Annotated in this window: 14 protein-coding genes; 11 read left to right on the top strand and 3 right to left on the bottom strand. The window is 40.3% G+C overall.

Features of this window, described 5'->3' with window-relative positions:
* Window positions 1–75 precede the first annotated feature (75 nt).
* The 3 genes from P2W72_RS01285 to P2W72_RS01275 all read left to right on the top strand — a co-directional run bounded on the left by P2W72_RS01285 (window position 76) and on the right by P2W72_RS01275 (window position 3,550).
* Complete coding sequence (locus P2W72_RS01285) at window positions 76–1,047, top strand: NAD-dependent epimerase/dehydratase family protein (RefSeq protein WP_276359046.1); 972 nt, start codon at window positions 76–78, stop codon at window positions 1,045–1,047.
* Between the two features lie 10 nt (window positions 1,048–1,057).
* A complete protein-coding gene (locus tag P2W72_RS01280) occupies window positions 1,058–2,350 on the top strand; it encodes an HAD-IB family phosphatase (RefSeq protein WP_276359045.1) in 1,293 nt (430 codons plus the stop codon).
* Window positions 2,351–2,479: 129 nt separating this feature from the next.
* Window positions 2,480–3,550: a branched-chain amino acid aminotransferase gene (locus P2W72_RS01275; RefSeq protein WP_276359044.1), complete on the top strand. Its 1,071-nt coding sequence runs from the start codon at window positions 2,480–2,482 to the stop codon at window positions 3,548–3,550.
* Window positions 3,551–3,619: 69 nt separating this feature from the next.
* On the opposite strand, the gene P2W72_RS01270 is transcribed toward P2W72_RS01275, so the two are convergent.
* Window positions 3,620–5,428, bottom strand: coding sequence for a hypothetical protein (locus P2W72_RS01270; RefSeq protein ID WP_276359043.1), 1,809 nt, complete (start codon window positions 5,426–5,428; stop codon window positions 3,620–3,622).
* A 168-nt stretch (window positions 5,429–5,596) separates the two neighbouring features.
* On the opposite strand from P2W72_RS01270, the gene miaB reads away from it, so the two are divergent.
* The 7 genes from miaB (at window position 5,597) to groL (ending at window position 12,829) form a co-directional block, all read left to right on the top strand.
* Window positions 5,597–7,042, top strand: coding sequence for a tRNA (N6-isopentenyl adenosine(37)-C2)-methylthiotransferase MiaB (gene miaB / locus P2W72_RS01265; protein ID WP_276359042.1), 1,446 nt, complete (start codon window positions 5,597–5,599; stop codon window positions 7,040–7,042).
* Between the two features lie 51 nt (window positions 7,043–7,093).
* Complete coding sequence (locus P2W72_RS01260) at window positions 7,094–8,332, top strand: sigma 54-interacting transcriptional regulator (RefSeq protein WP_276359152.1); 1,239 nt, start codon at window positions 7,094–7,096, stop codon at window positions 8,330–8,332.
* Window positions 8,333–8,453: 121 nt separating this feature from the next.
* Complete coding sequence (locus tag P2W72_RS01255) at window positions 8,454–8,864, top strand: LptE family protein (RefSeq protein WP_346429760.1); 411 nt, start codon at window positions 8,454–8,456, stop codon at window positions 8,862–8,864.
* 33 nt (window positions 8,865–8,897) lie between these two features.
* Window positions 8,898–10,223 carry a hypothetical protein gene (locus P2W72_RS01250; protein WP_276359040.1) on the top strand — a complete coding sequence of 442 codons (1,326 nt, stop codon included), beginning with the start codon at window positions 8,898–8,900 and terminating at the stop codon, window positions 10,221–10,223.
* Window positions 10,224–10,228: 5 nt separating this feature from the next.
* A complete protein-coding gene (gene secG / locus P2W72_RS01245; protein ID WP_276359039.1) occupies window positions 10,229–10,570 on the top strand; it encodes a preprotein translocase subunit SecG in 342 nt (113 codons plus the stop codon).
* 218 nt (window positions 10,571–10,788) lie between these two features.
* A complete protein-coding gene (locus P2W72_RS01240; protein ID WP_276359038.1) occupies window positions 10,789–11,082 on the top strand; it encodes a co-chaperone GroES in 294 nt (97 codons plus the stop codon).
* A gap of 109 nt (window positions 11,083–11,191) precedes the next feature.
* A complete protein-coding gene (gene groL / locus P2W72_RS01235) occupies window positions 11,192–12,829 on the top strand; it encodes a chaperonin GroEL (protein WP_276359036.1) in 1,638 nt (545 codons plus the stop codon).
* 101 nt (window positions 12,830–12,930) lie between these two features.
* On the opposite strand, the gene lipB is transcribed toward groL, so the two are convergent.
* Window positions 12,931–13,629, bottom strand: a complete 699-nt coding sequence (lipB, locus tag P2W72_RS01230; protein ID WP_276359035.1) for a lipoyl(octanoyl) transferase LipB — start codon at window positions 13,627–13,629, stop codon at window positions 12,931–12,933.
* Entirely contained in the window at window positions 13,619–14,272 is a 654-nt protein-coding gene (locus P2W72_RS01225) for a 4'-phosphopantetheinyl transferase superfamily protein (RefSeq protein WP_276359034.1), read from the bottom strand. The genes lipB and P2W72_RS01225 overlap by 11 nt, the downstream gene beginning before the upstream one ends.
* Window positions 14,273–14,342: 70 nt before the next feature.
* Between P2W72_RS01225 and dcd the strand changes: the two genes are divergently transcribed.
* The gene (gene dcd, locus P2W72_RS01220; RefSeq protein ID WP_276359033.1) at window positions 14,343–14,879 is read left to right on the top strand and encodes a dCTP deaminase; all 537 of its coding nucleotides are present in this window, start codon (window positions 14,343–14,345) and stop codon (window positions 14,877–14,879) included.
* Window positions 14,880–14,937 lie beyond the last annotated feature (58 nt).

Genomic DNA, 14,937 nt, shown 5'->3' with positions numbered 1-14,937 from the left:
TGAATTAAGGAACAGAACAAAGCAAATATCAGTTTATTCAGTTACTTTTGAAAGCATTTAAAAAAATTCATCCGGATGATTTTAGTTACCGGCGGAACCGGTTTTTTAGGGTCTGAACTCATCAGACAGTTATTGCTCAGCGAAGAAAAAGTGAGGGCAATTAAACGCGCAGAATCCCGGATACCGGCTCTCCTTGAGAATGAAAAAAATATCGAATGGGTCAATGCCGATATCCTTGATTATTTCTCTTTGAAAGAAGCCATGGAAAAAGTAAGCCGGGTATACCACTGCGCTGCGATGATATCTTTCGACTCTGCCGGCAAGAAAAAAATGCATAAAATAAATGTTGAGGGAACGGTTAACCTTCTTAACATTTCCATGGAAAACAATATCAGCCGGTTTTTGCATGTAAGTTCAATAGCGGCGCTGGGAAACAGTAAAAAAAGCGAACTGATCACAGAAAATGATCAATGGGAGTTCAGTCCGGAGCACAGTAATTATTCCATCAGCAAATACGAAAGTGAAATGGAAGTTTTCAGGGCAGCAGCTGAAGGCCTGAATGCTGTAATTGTAAACCCATCAATCATTATAGGGAAAAATGCGGGCAAGAAAGGCAGCGGACAGCTTTTCGAGAAGATCCGTACCGGCCTTAATTACTATCCGGGAGGAAGTTCAGGATATGTGGATGTTGAAGATGTGGCCAGGGCAATGATTCTGTTAATGAATTCAGATATTACTGATGAACGTTTCATTATTAATTCTGAAAATCGCACTTACAAAGAGATTTTCACGGAAGCGGCCATAAATCTGGGGAAAACACCTCCTTCTGTAGCATTAAAACCCTGGATGATGCATTTCGCTTTATTGGGAACACGCCTGATATCGATGCTCAGCGGTAAAAAATTCAACCTTACCCGGGAAACAGCAATAAGTGCTTTCAAAAAACGAAAGTATTCAAACGAGAAAATTAAAAAGACCTTAAATTTGGACTTTAAACCTATATCGGATTCTATCCGCGAAATTTGTATCGAACTCAACACTAAATAAATCTCAGGCATTGAAGCAGTTTTTTATCATCGATTTCGACAGCACCTTTACTCAGGTCGAGGCACTGGACGAACTGGCACGTATTTCTTTAAAAAATCACCCTAAGCGTGAAGCTATTTATCAGAAAATTGAAGACCTGACAAATGCAGCCATGGAGGGAAAAATGTCATTCCGGGAAAGTCTGACCGGAAGGGTACAATTACTTGAAGCTAACCGCGATCATCTGAAAGAGCTGATCAGTGTGCTGAAGACGAAAGTATCAGCTTCCTTCTCGCGCAATAAAACATTTTTCAAAAAACATGCTGATTCAGTACTGATTGTTTCAGGTGGATTTAAAGAATTTATCACTCCGGTTGTAACTCCTTACCATATCCCGAAGGAGAATATTTATGCCAATACTTTCATTTTTGATAAAAATGATAAGATTATCGGTTATGATGAAAGCAATCCTTTATCAAATGAGGGTGGAAAAGTTACCTTACTGAAAGAGCTCGATCTAAAGGGAGATATTTATGGTATAGGCGATGGGCATTCGGATTTTCAGTTAAAGGAATACGGAATGATCAAAAAATTCTTTGCCTTTACCGAAAATATCGAACGTAAGACAGTAGCTGCCAAAGCAGATCATGTTACTCCAAGTTTCGATGAGTTTTTATATGTAAACAAACTCCCGCGGGCAATTTCATATCCTAAAAACAGAATACTTTGCCTGGTTATAGGAGATGTACCTCCCATTGCTATTCAAGCCCTTAAAAAGGACGGATTCTCAATACGCCACAAAACAAGCTTTGAAGAGAAATATGTTGCGGATGTGGGCATGATGCTTCTTGCTAACGGCGAGATACTGGAAAGAGAAAAGCTGGAAAGAGCTGTAAAACTGAAAACCGTTGGCTATCTGGGTAACAGTAAAACCAGACTTTCTGAAGGTTTATGTACAGATATGGGTATTGTGTTATTTGATGATCCCAAAATGGGAGTTCGCGGTCCGGAACTCATAGCTAAAAGAATGGCTGATTTTATTAATAAAGGTCATACCTTCAGAAGTACTAATTTCCCTAACCTTCAGCTGCCACGGATACCGGATGCTCACCGTCTGATCCATATTCATAAAAACATGCCGGGCATTATGGCTCAGATCAACAAAGTATTCGCTGATCATCATATCAATATTGTAGGGCAATACCTGATGACCAATCCAAGCATAGGTTATGTGATTACCGATGTGAGTGATGAATACGATAAAAAGGTATTGAAAGCCCTGAAGCAGATCGACCATACCATCAAGTTCAGGATACTCTATTAAGATGAAAACAGAAAGCTAAAAGCCTAATACTTAATAATTACAACAGATAAAAACTGATTTGACGGGCAGGTAATCTTCGGATTTTCGAACAAAATCATTAAATTGCGCTCTTCACTAAAAAATACCAAGGTGTCTCAAAAAGTAAATATTGCTATTATCAAAACGGCTAAATCCCGTTTACCGGAAACTGATTTCGATAATTTGCCATTCGGAAAGACTTTTTCCGATCATATGTTCATTGCCGACTACAGCGAAGGCGAGTGGAAAAACTTCCAGATCGTCCCTTACGGAAATATTGAATTCAGCCCGGCAATTTCTGCCCTTCATTACGGACAGGCATTCTTTGAAGGAATTAAAGCTTATAAGCATGCTGATGGTAAGGTTACGATCTTCCGTCCTGAGAAAAATGCAGAGCGTTTTAACCTTTCGGCTCAGCGTTTATGTATGCCGGAACTACCTGTAGAGATCTTTTTACAGAGTCTGGCTGAGCTTGTGGATATTGACAGAGACTGGGTACCTGCCAAAGAGAATCATACCCTTTACATCAGGCCATTCATGTTTGCAACCGACCCCTACCTGGGTGTAACACCATCATCTTCTTACAGATACATGGTACTTACCGGACCGGTAGGGCCATATTTCTCAAAAAACCTGAAAGTTAAAGTTGAGACTCACTATTCCAGAGCATGTGATGGTGGTTTCGGTTTTGCTAAAGCTGCAGGAAATTATGGCGGCTCTATGCTTCCGGCATTGAAGGCTACTCAGGAAGGATATGATCAGCTGATCTGGACTGATTCAAAGGAACATGCGTATATCGAGGAACTGGGTGCGGCCAATGTTATGTTTATGATCGGCGGAAAACTACTGACACCATCTACCAGAGATACCATTTTAAAGGGTGTAACCCGCGATACAGTGCTTACTCTTGCCAGAAAATGGGGTGTGGAGATTGAAGAACGCAGAGTTTCTGTTGAAGAAGTAATTACCGCTATCAAAGAAGGCAGAGTTTCTGATGCTTTTGGTGTAGGAACTGCTGCTACAATTGCACACATTGCAGAAATCGGACATGACGGAGAGCTTTATACTCTTCCTGATCCTGCGCAGCGTGAATTCTCAAATAAGCTGTTATATACGCTAAACGAGATGAGATACGGGCGTTCTGCTGATGAATTCGGATGGAATTATCCGGTAGGAAAATAATCCGTAATTTAAATACGAAACAAAAAAAGACTGTATATGAGCAGTCTTTTTTTGTTTGTGAACTCTATTTTATCGGTTAGCTTCCCTGTTACCTCTCCTGAGATCCCTCTTTTTCAAACGGTCATCACGACGATCATCTTTTTGAATCCTTTCAGCTTCCATTCTTCTTAAACGAGCCTTAATTACATTTTGTGTTTCTGAATCAAAACCAATTGTTTCAAGCAGTGCCTGGGCAAATCCTTTCCATATCATATTGAAAAAAGAAGAATGCTGTGGTCTTAAAAACTGAAAATCTACAGTCCTTACCGGCTGTCCGTTTAATGGGTTATCATCTTTTATGATCAATGTATTTGCAAAAATTGAAGCAAGACCTTTTCGCTTAAACCAGGAGCTTTCCTCGCTTCTTTCAAGCAACATAATTTTAAGATTATTGTAGTAACAGGTCATATTGCCCCTAATCCCGCTGATGCTTCCTGAACCATCAAAAAGCATCATTTCAATAAATCCTGATTTGATTTCGATGAGTGAGAGCGGTCTGATTGCAGAATTGAGAACATCTGCATCTATTTTCCCCAAAGCTCCTTTGAAGCTAAATGCTCCCCGGGGATCTGAAAGGTTAAATTTCATATTCACATCCATCCTGCCCCTGTCCATCAGCAAACTGGTTAACTTCACATTGCAGAATTTATTATTGCTCAAAGCAAGTGAATCATTGGTCACATTCGAGATTGTTCCATTGACCTTACTGAAAGTTACCGTCCCTTTTTTCAGGGAATTTGGATTAAACTCTGAATAATCTACCCTGGAATCCTGAAGAAGGATGGTATCAATGCTGGTATTCAGTTTAAAACGCTGCAGAGCCAGCTGCGGGAAATTCTTTCCCTTGTTACGAATCGAATCAGGCTTCTGTCGGTTTAAAAAGATCGCAAAATTCCCCTTTTTCAGGAGCAATGCAGACGCCACCAAACGTCTGTCGCTGTTTAACAATTCATAATTAACTTTATTCAGCTGTACTTCTTCAAAATCTATAGAATAGCGGTCTTTTTGATATTTAAACCTCCGGGAAAATTCCATCTCCCTGAATCTGGGTTTAATACTTAGTCCCCTGATACGCGCATAGCCTCCTGCAGTAGATGCCCTGAACTCGTTCAGTTTAACCACATAATTACTGTCTAAAGTGATCGTATTATATCCCAGCAGCTCTGCATAAATATCCCTGGTATAATACAATCTCGAATGATCAAACTGAGACGCAGAATCAATTAAAATATCGGAAACTTTAATGTAGAGATCCTTCAGAGAGGTTGTCCTGTTACCTTCAAGACTATTATCCATATATTTAAAATCTGCATCTCTAAAAACCACACTGCCTATCTTAACAGATTTCAGATATGGTACCAGATGCTGATAAGCTGTCCGACGCTTATACTGTTTTGTCGCCTCTCTTTTCTTGATATCGGAAAAAGTAACCTGCAGAACAGGTCTTGAAATTTCAACAGAATTAATTTCAAGCTTATTATCAAAGTAAACTTTCCACGGTTGGATCCTTCTCAGTATCAATTCAGCTACCTCAACCTTGTAAATATGCCCTGGTGCAGTACCTTCCCTCTTCATAAGTTCATATACTGCAGTATCCGGTTTAAAATGAATGTTACTGATCGTAACCTTTCCGGAAAGAAAATTTACACGGATATTATCAAAGTCAACACGATATAGTTTATCTGTAGAATTATAAATAGCAATCTTTATTCTTTGATTAAGAATAGGCCTCCAATAATAGTTCAGATATACAGCCGCCGCCGATATCAGAACAAACAGAACCAGAATTACCGAAGCAATTAATTTCCAGCGATGGTTTTTACTCCTGTGTTCAGGCATATAAAGTCTCAGATTTTTACAGGTAAGTTACCTGTTCTAAACGTATTTAATAATTACCGGATATAATCAACAAAATAAAAATATTCTGCTGATACATGAAAAAGTATGTCTGCCAAATTGTCATTGCATAGAAAATTACGTACTTTTGTAAGCTAATTATTTTAACAAATGTTTGAGCGCCCAATTAATTCAAAGGATTCGACAGGGACCGAAATGCACGACGAATCACGTCAGGGTGAAGCCTTATTACTTGAAAGGCCAAAACAATATACAGGACGTAAACTTTATATCGAGAGTTACGGCTGTGCAATGAATTTTGCCGACAGTGAGATCGTTGCATCACTAATGCTCGATATGGGCTTTGAAACAACCGATCAGTACAAGCAGGCTGACGTGATTTTTATCAATACCTGTTCCATTCGCGATAATGCTGAACAAAGAGTAAGAAACAGACTGCGTGAGTTCAGTGCAGCAAAAAATAAACGCCCGGGAATGACAATCGGCGTACTCGGCTGTATGGCCGAACGTCTTAAATCCAAATTTCTGGAAGAAGAAAAACTGGTCGACCTGGTTGTAGGGCCTGATTCTTACCGCGATCTTCCAAATTTACTTTCAAAAGCAGACGAGGGTATGCGCGCAGTTAATGTATTGCTTTCGCGCGAAGAAACCTATGCAGATATCAGTCCGGTACGCCTCAACAGCAATGGCATTTCAGCCTTTGTTTCCATCATGCGTGGCTGCGACAACATGTGTTCTTTCTGTGTTGTGCCATTTACGCGTGGCCGTGAGAGAAGCCGTGACCCCCAGTCCATCATTCAGGAATCGAAAGAGCTTTTTGAGCAGGGCTATCGCGAAGTAACTCTACTTGGTCAGAACGTAGATTCTTATAAATGGAATGCAGAAGGTGATGATCATGCAGAAAACAATGTGAATTTTGCGCGCCTTCTTGAGCTGGTTGCATTAATCAACCCGCAACTAAGGGTTCGGTTCTCAACTTCGCATCCTAAAGATATTACCGACGAGGTATTGTATATCATGAAGAGGTATGACAATATCTGCAATCATATACACCTCCCTGTGCAATCAGGAAACAGCAGGGTACTCGAGCTGATGAACCGTACTTATACCCGTGAGTGGTATATTGAACGGGTAGATTCGATCAGAAGAATACTACCCGATTGTGCCATTTCAACCGATGTGATCAGTGGTTTCTGTACCGAAACTGATGAAGAACATCAGGATACGCTAAGCATGATGGATTATGTGCAGTATGATTTCGCATATATGTATACCTATTCAGAGCGCCCCGGCACACTGGCGGCAAAACGCTTTGAAGATGATGTTCCGGAAGAAGTTAAAACCCGCCGTTTTAATGAGATCCTTGCCAAACAGCAGGAATGTTCATTTAACAGACTTCAGCAGCATATCGGTAAAACTCACAGAGTGCTGATTGATGGATTTTCAAAAAAATCAGACAAAGACTTTTCAGGCAAAAGCGAACAGAATATTACCATTGTTTTCCCTGCTTCTGAAAAATACCAGGCCGGAGATTATGTCAATGTAAAAGTTGAACGCTGTACACCTGCTACCCTGATAGGTCAGATTGTTAATTAGTATTAATTATATACTGTCAATGTATTGGACAGTATATTGAATGAAAAGATTATGGATGTTCAGGATATAAAAAACCGTTTTGGGATAATTGGCAATTCGCCGTTACTAAACCGTGCAATTGATATTGCCCGTCAGGTTGCTCCAACTGATATATCAGTATTGATTACCGGTGAGAGCGGGAGCGGCAAGGAGGTTTTTTCACATATTATTCATTCCCTGAGTGCACGCAAACATGGACCATTCATTGCCGTGAATTGCGGTGCAATACCTGAGGGAACTATAGATTCAGAACTATTCGGTCACGAAAAAGGTTCATTTACCGGGGCCCACGATGCCAGAAAAGGCTATTTTGAGGTAGTTGATGGTGGAACGATCTTCCTTGATGAAGTTGCCGAATTACCTCTTGGCACCCAGGCACGCCTGCTCAGGGTTCTTGAAACCGGAGAGTACATCCGTGTTGGCTCATCCAAGGTACAGAAAACCAATGTCCGTGTAGTGGCTGCAACCAATAAGGATGTTTTTGATGCAGTAAGTGCCGGAAAATTCAGAGAGGATTTATACTATCGTTTGAATACAGTGCCTTTGAAGATACCGGCATTAAGAGAGCGTAAAGAAGATATCAATCTCCTCTTCAGAAAATTCATTGCCGACTTTACAGATAAATACAGAAGCCCGTCTGTACAGCTTGACCAGAGTGCACAGCAGGTACTGATGAACTACAGCTGGCCGGGTAATGTACGCCAGCTTAAAAATATTGCCGAGCAGATTGCGGTTCTGGAAAAAGACAGGAATTTATCCGCCGAACATCTTTTGAACTATATTCCTGCCGAAGCCGGAAGCACTCTGCCAATGAGGGTTCAGAATCAGAGTAAAGAAGATTTTTCTGAAAGGGATATCCTTTACAAAGTGCTCTTCGACATGAAGAAGGATATGACAGATCTGAAGAAACTGGTTGCCGAGATCATTCAGAATGGAGGCAATACCGCAAATATTCAGGCAAATCCCAATATAATTAATCAGCTTTACCGCGATATTGAGATTCCGGGAGGGAATACCATTACACAGGCCGATCCGCATCAGATTATTATTCATCAGCCGGGTTCGGATAAATCCTTTTCCATGATGGATGAAGCTGAGGAGGTTGAAGAATCCCTTTCGCTGGTAGATAAGGAGTCAGACCTGATCAAAAAAGCGCTTAAAAAACATAAGGGTAAACGAAAGCTTGCCGCTCAGGAATTGGGGATTTCTGAACGTACACTTTACCGCAAAATCAAAGAACTTGAATTATAAGATATGACCTGCTATGTTTAAGCCTCTTTCAAAGATTAAAATTTTGGTAATCCCTGCTATGATGTTGCTATTGCAATCGTGCGGGACTTATTCTTTTTCAGGTGCATCCATTCCACCGGAGATGAAAACCGTATCGATACAGTTCTTCGAAAATAATTCACAACTGGTAGTGCCTTATTTAAGTCAGCAGTTTACCGAAGCTTTAAAAGAACGGGTTCGAAATCAGTCGCGTTTAAGTATTGTAAGAAGTGATGCAGATGCTAATTTTGAAGGGAGGATCACTGATTACAGCATAAGGCCGGTTGCCATCCAGGGGAACGAACGGGCAGGCTTAAACAGGCTCACAATTACTGTAAATGTTAAATATTCTAATACCCTGAATCCCGAATTAAATTTTGAACAAGCATTTCAGGCATTTCAGGAATTTAGTTTGAGCCAGAGCTCGATACAATCACAGGAACAGAAATTAATCGAATTAATTAACAAACAGCTCACTGAGCTAATTTTCAATAAGGCTTTTGCCAATTGGTAAAATTTTTTTTAGTTTTCAAAAAAGGAGTTTATAGTGAAAGAGGTAAATTCAGGGGTTCAGTTGTTCTCTAATTATGTTGCAGATCCGGCGCAGGCAGGTTCCTGCGATCCGGCAGAACTAAAAATGCTCCTTGATCAATTTCCCTATTGCCAGCTTTTACATCTTTTCTATACTCATAATTTATGGGCAGCAGGAGATGCCGGCTACAAAAAGCAGTTAGAAAAAGCTGCCCTCTTCATTCCGGAAAGATCAAAACTTGCTGCCATTCTCAAAATTTCCGAAAAGACCGGTGAATTACCTGAAACAGCCATTACAGAAACTGTAAATCAGGAAATATATGCAGAGTCAGAAAGCACTGACCCTGAAAGCAATATAGAAGAATATACTGTTGAAGAAGAACCGGAGCTTATAGAGGTTGAAACCTCAGATGAAGAAGAGCCGGAGGAACAAATACAGGAACAGGATTCTGAGCATAGCTGGGATGCCCAAAAAGCTGAGGAGCCTGTTGAAGAGATCAGGGAAGAGAAAAAAGAAGAAACTGTTCAGAAGAAACCTGCTGAAAGCCGTGAAGATCTCATCGAAAATATTTTCAATCAGATTATCGGAGCAATACCTCCGCCTGAAGATCCTGAACCTGTAGTCAGGACAGCTGAGGTACCAAAAGCAGAAGAAAACAAAGCGGCAGAAAAAGTTCAGAAAGACGAAAGGCCAAAAGCACCGGAAGCAGGGATTGAGAATGCACCTGCAATTGAAATTTCTGTACAAAAAGCAGGGCCGGCAGCTGCTGCCACCGAACAGCTCAAACCTGCTGCCGAAGAGGCGATTCAACCTGCAGGAACTGATCAAAAAGTATCAAAATATGACGACGATAAAATGCCTTATTCATTCCTGTGGTGGTTAAACAAAACCCGTAAAGAGCATTCTGATACTTACCAGCCATATGTTGAATTCAAACTTGACACCAGTCAGAAGATAAAGAAAGCGTCAGTTGATCAGTTAAGCAGCCAGATCATTGAAAATATTTTCCATCTTCAATCCCCATTGGATGATTTGGAGAATGCACCAAGGACAGTACCATTTCAGGTCAGACACAAGGAAGACTCCATTCTGGAAAAATTCATCAAAGAAGAGCCGCAGATCAAACCGCCCGATTCGCATAAATTAGACACAGAAAACAAAGCCCGGAAGAGTGCCGAGGATCCGAACGATCTGGTCTCTGAAACTCTGGCTCAGATATATACCGATCAGATGCTCTTTCAAAAAGCAATTGATACATACAAAAAATTAAGTTTGAAATTTCCGGAAAAAAGCACTTACTTTGCCGTCCAAATTCGTGAATTAGAAAAGAAAGTAAATTAAAAGATATGTTATATACAGTTGTTATTCTGGCAATCCTTGTTTGTGTATTGTTAGTACTGATCATTTTGATCCAAAATCCTAAGGGTGGTGGTTTATCTTCAGGTTTTGCCGGATCCAACAATATTATGGGTGTTCAGAGAACAGGGGATTTTCTTGAAAAGGGCACATGGGTTCTTGCTGTTTCCCTGATGGTTTTAGCCCTGATGATAAATGTTGTTATCCCGAGAGGCGGAGTAGTTAATCAGGAACAAAATGATATCCAGAACCAGATTAATAAGCCTGCTGCAGCTCCTGTTGCTGCACCTTCAGGACTTTCAACACCTGTTGCAGATACAACTAAAAAGTAATTAAAGATAAAATGAGTACAGGCTACCTCTGAGAGGTGGCCTTTTTTTTTGAATACCTGCTGACATTTAACTGACAGCTTGACACCGGATTATGTATAAAATTGCAGTACACAAGTTCATGTAAATGAAAATTTGACAAGAAAAGATAGCAAAAGACATTTGGCATAATTCATGACGATAAATACACGAAAAATTCAATTAATTAAATACATAATAATATGGCATTAAATATCAAACCTAGCGCAGACCGGGTAGTTATAGAAGCTGCTCCGGCTGAAGAAAAAACAGCTTCAGGACTTTATATTCCTGATACGGCAAAAGAAAAACCTCAAAAAGGCACTGTTGTAGCTGTAGGGCCGGGCAAATATGCAGAGCAAACCGGAACTTTAATCCCTATGGCCTATAAGGTAGGAGATGTAGTATTATACGGCAAGTATGCCGGTACTGAAATCACTCATGAAGGTAAAGAGTATCTGATCATGCGTGAGTCAGATATTTTTGCAACATTATAATGAAGACGGATGTCAGATCTCAGACATCAAATTCCGAAATTAAATTTAAACCCGGGAGTTTGACACAAACATCAGTTTGAATTAACTCCAGCATCTAAAATCTTAAAAAATGTCAAAACAAGTTAAATACAATGTTGAAGCACGTGATGCTCTGAAAAGAGGCGTGGATATTCTTGCCAATGCAGTAAAAGTAACTCTTGGACCAAAAGGACGTAACGTAATTATTGATAAGAAATTTGGTTCACCTGCAATCACTAAAGACGGTGTTACGGTTGCCAAAGAAATTGAATTAAAAGACGCCCTTGAGAACATGGGTGCTCAAATGGTTAAGGAAGTTGCATCAAAAACAGCTGATCAGGCCGGAGACGGTACTACAACTGCAACGGTTTTAGCGCAGGCTATCGTTACTGCAGGTATTAAGAATGTGGCAGCGGGTGCAAACCCAATGGATCTTAAGCGTGGTATCGACAAGGCAGTTTCTGCTGTTGTTGCTAACTTAAAAACTCAGTCGCAGTCTGTTGGCGAAGACAATAATAAAATCAAACAGGTAGCTTCTATCTCTGCCAACAATGATGAAGTGATCGGTACATTGATCGCTGATGCTATGGCTAAAGTTGGAAAAGATGGGGTAATCACTGTTGAAGAAGCAAAAGGTACTGAAACTGAAATGAAAACAGTGGAAGGTATGCAGTTTGATCGTGGATATTTATCTCCATACTTCGTAACCAATGCTGATAAAATGGAAGTTGAGCTGGATAATCCTTACATCCTGATCTATGACAAGAAGATTTCTTCAATGAAAGAATTACTTCCGGTTCTTGAGAAGCAGGTTCAAACCGGAAAGCCATTATTGATCATTGCCGAAGATCTTGACGGTGAAGCATTAGCTACTTTGGTAGTTAACAAGATTCGCGGTTCTCTGAAAGTTGCAGCAGTTAAGGCTCCCGGATTCGGCGATCGCCGTAAAGCAATGCTTGAAGATATTGCGATCCTGACAGGTGGTACTGTTATCTCTGAAGAAAGAGGTTACAAACTGGAAAATGCAGACCTTACTTACTTAGGTCAGGCAGAGAAAGTTGTTGTTGATAAAGATAATACTATCGTAATCAATGGCGCTGGTAAATCAGACGATATCAAAGCACGTGTAAACCAGATCAAATCTCAAATCGAGACTACTACATCTGATTATGATAAAGAAAAATTACAGGAACGTTTAGCTAAGCTTTCAGGTGGTGTTGCAGTACTTTATGTTGGTGCAGCTACTGAAGTTGAGATGAAAGAAAAGAAAGACCGCGTTGATGATGCTTTACATGCAACCCGTGCGGCTGTTGAAGAAGGTATCGTTGCCGGTGGTGGTGTTGCTTTCATTCGCTCTATTGAAGCTTTAGCTAACCTTAAAGGATCAAACGAAGACGAAAATACAGGTATCCAGATCATCAGACGTGCTATCGAAGAGCCTCTTCGTCAGATCTGCCAGAATGCAGGTATCGAAGGTTCGATCATTGTTCAGAAGGTGAAAGAAGGTAAAGCTGATTTCGGATATAATGCACGTACTGATGTGTTTGAAAACATGATTGGTGCTGGGGTTATTGATCCTACTAAAGTTAGCCGTATAGCATTGGAAAATGCGGCTTCTATCGCAGCTATGCTTTTAACTACTGAGGTAGTATTAGCTGATGATCCTGAAGATGAAAAAGGTGCTGCTATGCCTCCGATGGGTGGCGGTGGCATGGGCGGAATGATGTAATAACATTCTCTCCTTACATAAAAAAGGCTTCTCTGATTATCAGAGAAGCCTTTTTTATTGCCCTCATAGAGGAAGCGCTGAATACCCCGGTTGCCCGGATCTCAGCAAAGTTCCATCTCAAACAGATTTGAAATATGCTTCTTAAGTTTCTGTCTAACTTCTTCAATGTCAGGTTTATACCCAAGTTCACGCTCCAATGATGTAACGTCTTTGTCGTCAATTCCGCAGGGAACAATATTTTTAAAATAGTTCAGATCGGTGTTCACATTAAAGGCAAACCCATGCATGGTTACCCAGCGACTGCATCTCACTCCCATTGCGCATATCTTTCTGGCTTTATCATTATCTGCATCCAGCCATACCCCTGTATAACCTTCATAACGGCCGCTTTTTATACCATAATCGGCCAGCGTAAGAATAACAGCCTCTTCAAGAGTACGCAAATACAGGTGTATGTCAGTGAAGAAATTATCCAGATCAAGGATAGGGTAGCCAACAATTTGTCCCGGGCCATGGTAAGTAATATCCCCTCCACGATTAATCTTATAATAAGCTGCCTCCTTCGCTTTCAAACCCTCCTCATCAAGGAGCAGATTTTCAGGCTTTCCGCTCTTACCCAAAGTATACACATGAGGATGTTCCACAAAAATCAGATAATTTGTAACAGGATTATCTGTCCCATTTGTCCGGTTGAGTGATTTTTCAGCCAGAGTTTCCGCAAAGACCGCTTCCTGCCTGTCCCAGGCCTGCTGATAATCAAGCAAACCCCAGTCCTGAAAAATTACTTTCTTATTTTTCATTTCCAAAATCCGCTACATATCCAATCATATAACCATCAAATTTCTCATAGTGCACCCTGAACTCCTTTTGCCTGGCACCAAGATCAAGTATTCCATCAAATAAACCTCTGCCTTCATATTGAAATGGCTTTAGTTTAATATTATCCAGAAAACTGACATTCTTCTTTCCATGAAGCTTATAGATAGCCTCCTTGGCACACCAGCATGCATATAAATGTTCAATACGATCTTTGCTGCCTATAAAATCAAGCTCTTCCCGGCTCATGAACTTCCCGGCAATCCGCTCAATTTTATCCTTAATCAGTTCTATATCGATTCCAACTGCCTTATTCTTACTCACCATTACCGCGGCATAGTCATAAGAATGACTCAGGGAGATAAAATGGGGAAAATTGCTCAGATATGGTTTACCATTGGAATCAACTCTGCAATCAATATAATCATCTGTATCCATCATTCTTCTCAGAAGAACTCTTGTACTCAGCCAGTGAATATTTCTTTTACCATTACTCAGGGTTTCAAGGTAAGCACGTTCGTGTTCCTTTAACTGTAACTGTTTGATTAAATCCTCAGCTGTTTCTTCTATCTTCCAGATTGCAAAAGAGGTATATTGGTCAATTTCCTTGTGATAAGCCAGAGCCATTTTTAAAAATAAAATACCTGCAAAACTATCTCAAATTAATCATATTTTAGACCAAATCTTATGCTTATTTATGATACTTTCTGATAAACTCATACTGGAAGAAATAGAAAAAGGGAATATTATTATTGAGCCCTTCAAAAAGGAGTGTTTGGGTACCAATTCCTATGATGTACATCTGGGAAAATATCTGGCAACATACAGAAACAGAGTGCTTGATGCAAAAGCTCATAATGAGATTGATCATTTCGAGATCCCTAAAGATGGTTTTGTTCTGCAACCCAATACCCTGTATCTGGGAGTAACCCTCGAGTATACAGAAACTCACAGGCATGTTCCCTTTCTTGAAGGAAAATCAAGCACCGGTCGTCTGGGTATCGACATCCATGCGACGGCAGGAAAAGGAGATGTAGGGTTCTGCAATACATGGACACTTGAAATTTCATGTGCACAGCCTGTAAAAATTTATGCAGGAATGCCAATCGGACAATTGATCTATTTTGTGGTTGATGGTGAAGTAAATACCATGTACAACACCAAAAGCAATGCTAAATACAATAATAAAACAACCCGGCCTGTGGAAAGTATGATGTGGAAGAATTCCTTCTGAGACTAAAGCACTAAATAAATCGTATATTATACATAACTAAGCCTCAATTTCTTTAAAT

This window comes from Daejeonella sp. H1SJ63 (assembly GCF_029360775.1).
Lineage (GTDB): Bacteria > Bacteroidota > Bacteroidia > Sphingobacteriales > Sphingobacteriaceae > Daejeonella.
Note: the sequence above shows the minus strand (reverse complement) of the source record. Positions and strands in the feature narration are given on the sequence as shown.

Coding starts and splice junctions, on each gene's coding strand:
- P2W72_RS01240 (WP_276359038.1), top strand. CDS start 10,789: ATGGCATTAAATATCAAACCTAGCGCAGACCGGGTAGTTATAGAAGCT.
- P2W72_RS01270 (WP_276359043.1), bottom strand. CDS start 5,428: ATGCCTGAACACAGGAGTAAAAACCATCGCTGGAAATTAATTGCTTCG.
- lipB (WP_276359035.1), bottom strand. CDS start 13,629: ATGAAAAATAAGAAAGTAATTTTTCAGGACTGGGGTTTGCTTGATTAT.
- P2W72_RS01255 (WP_346429760.1), top strand. CDS start 8,454: ATGAAAACCGTATCGATACAGTTCTTCGAAAATAATTCACAACTGGTA.
- P2W72_RS01225 (WP_276359034.1), bottom strand. CDS start 14,272: ATGGCTCTGGCTTATCACAAGGAAATTGACCAATATACCTCTTTTGCA.
- groL (WP_276359036.1), top strand. CDS start 11,192: ATGTCAAAACAAGTTAAATACAATGTTGAAGCACGTGATGCTCTGAAA.
- P2W72_RS01285 (WP_276359046.1), top strand. CDS start 76: ATGATTTTAGTTACCGGCGGAACCGGTTTTTTAGGGTCTGAACTCATC.
- miaB (WP_276359042.1), top strand. CDS start 5,597: ATGTTTGAGCGCCCAATTAATTCAAAGGATTCGACAGGGACCGAAATG.
- dcd (WP_276359033.1), top strand. CDS start 14,343: ATGATACTTTCTGATAAACTCATACTGGAAGAAATAGAAAAAGGGAAT.
- P2W72_RS01260 (WP_276359152.1), top strand. CDS start 7,094: ATGGATGTTCAGGATATAAAAAACCGTTTTGGGATAATTGGCAATTCG.
- secG (WP_276359039.1), top strand. CDS start 10,229: ATGTTATATACAGTTGTTATTCTGGCAATCCTTGTTTGTGTATTGTTA.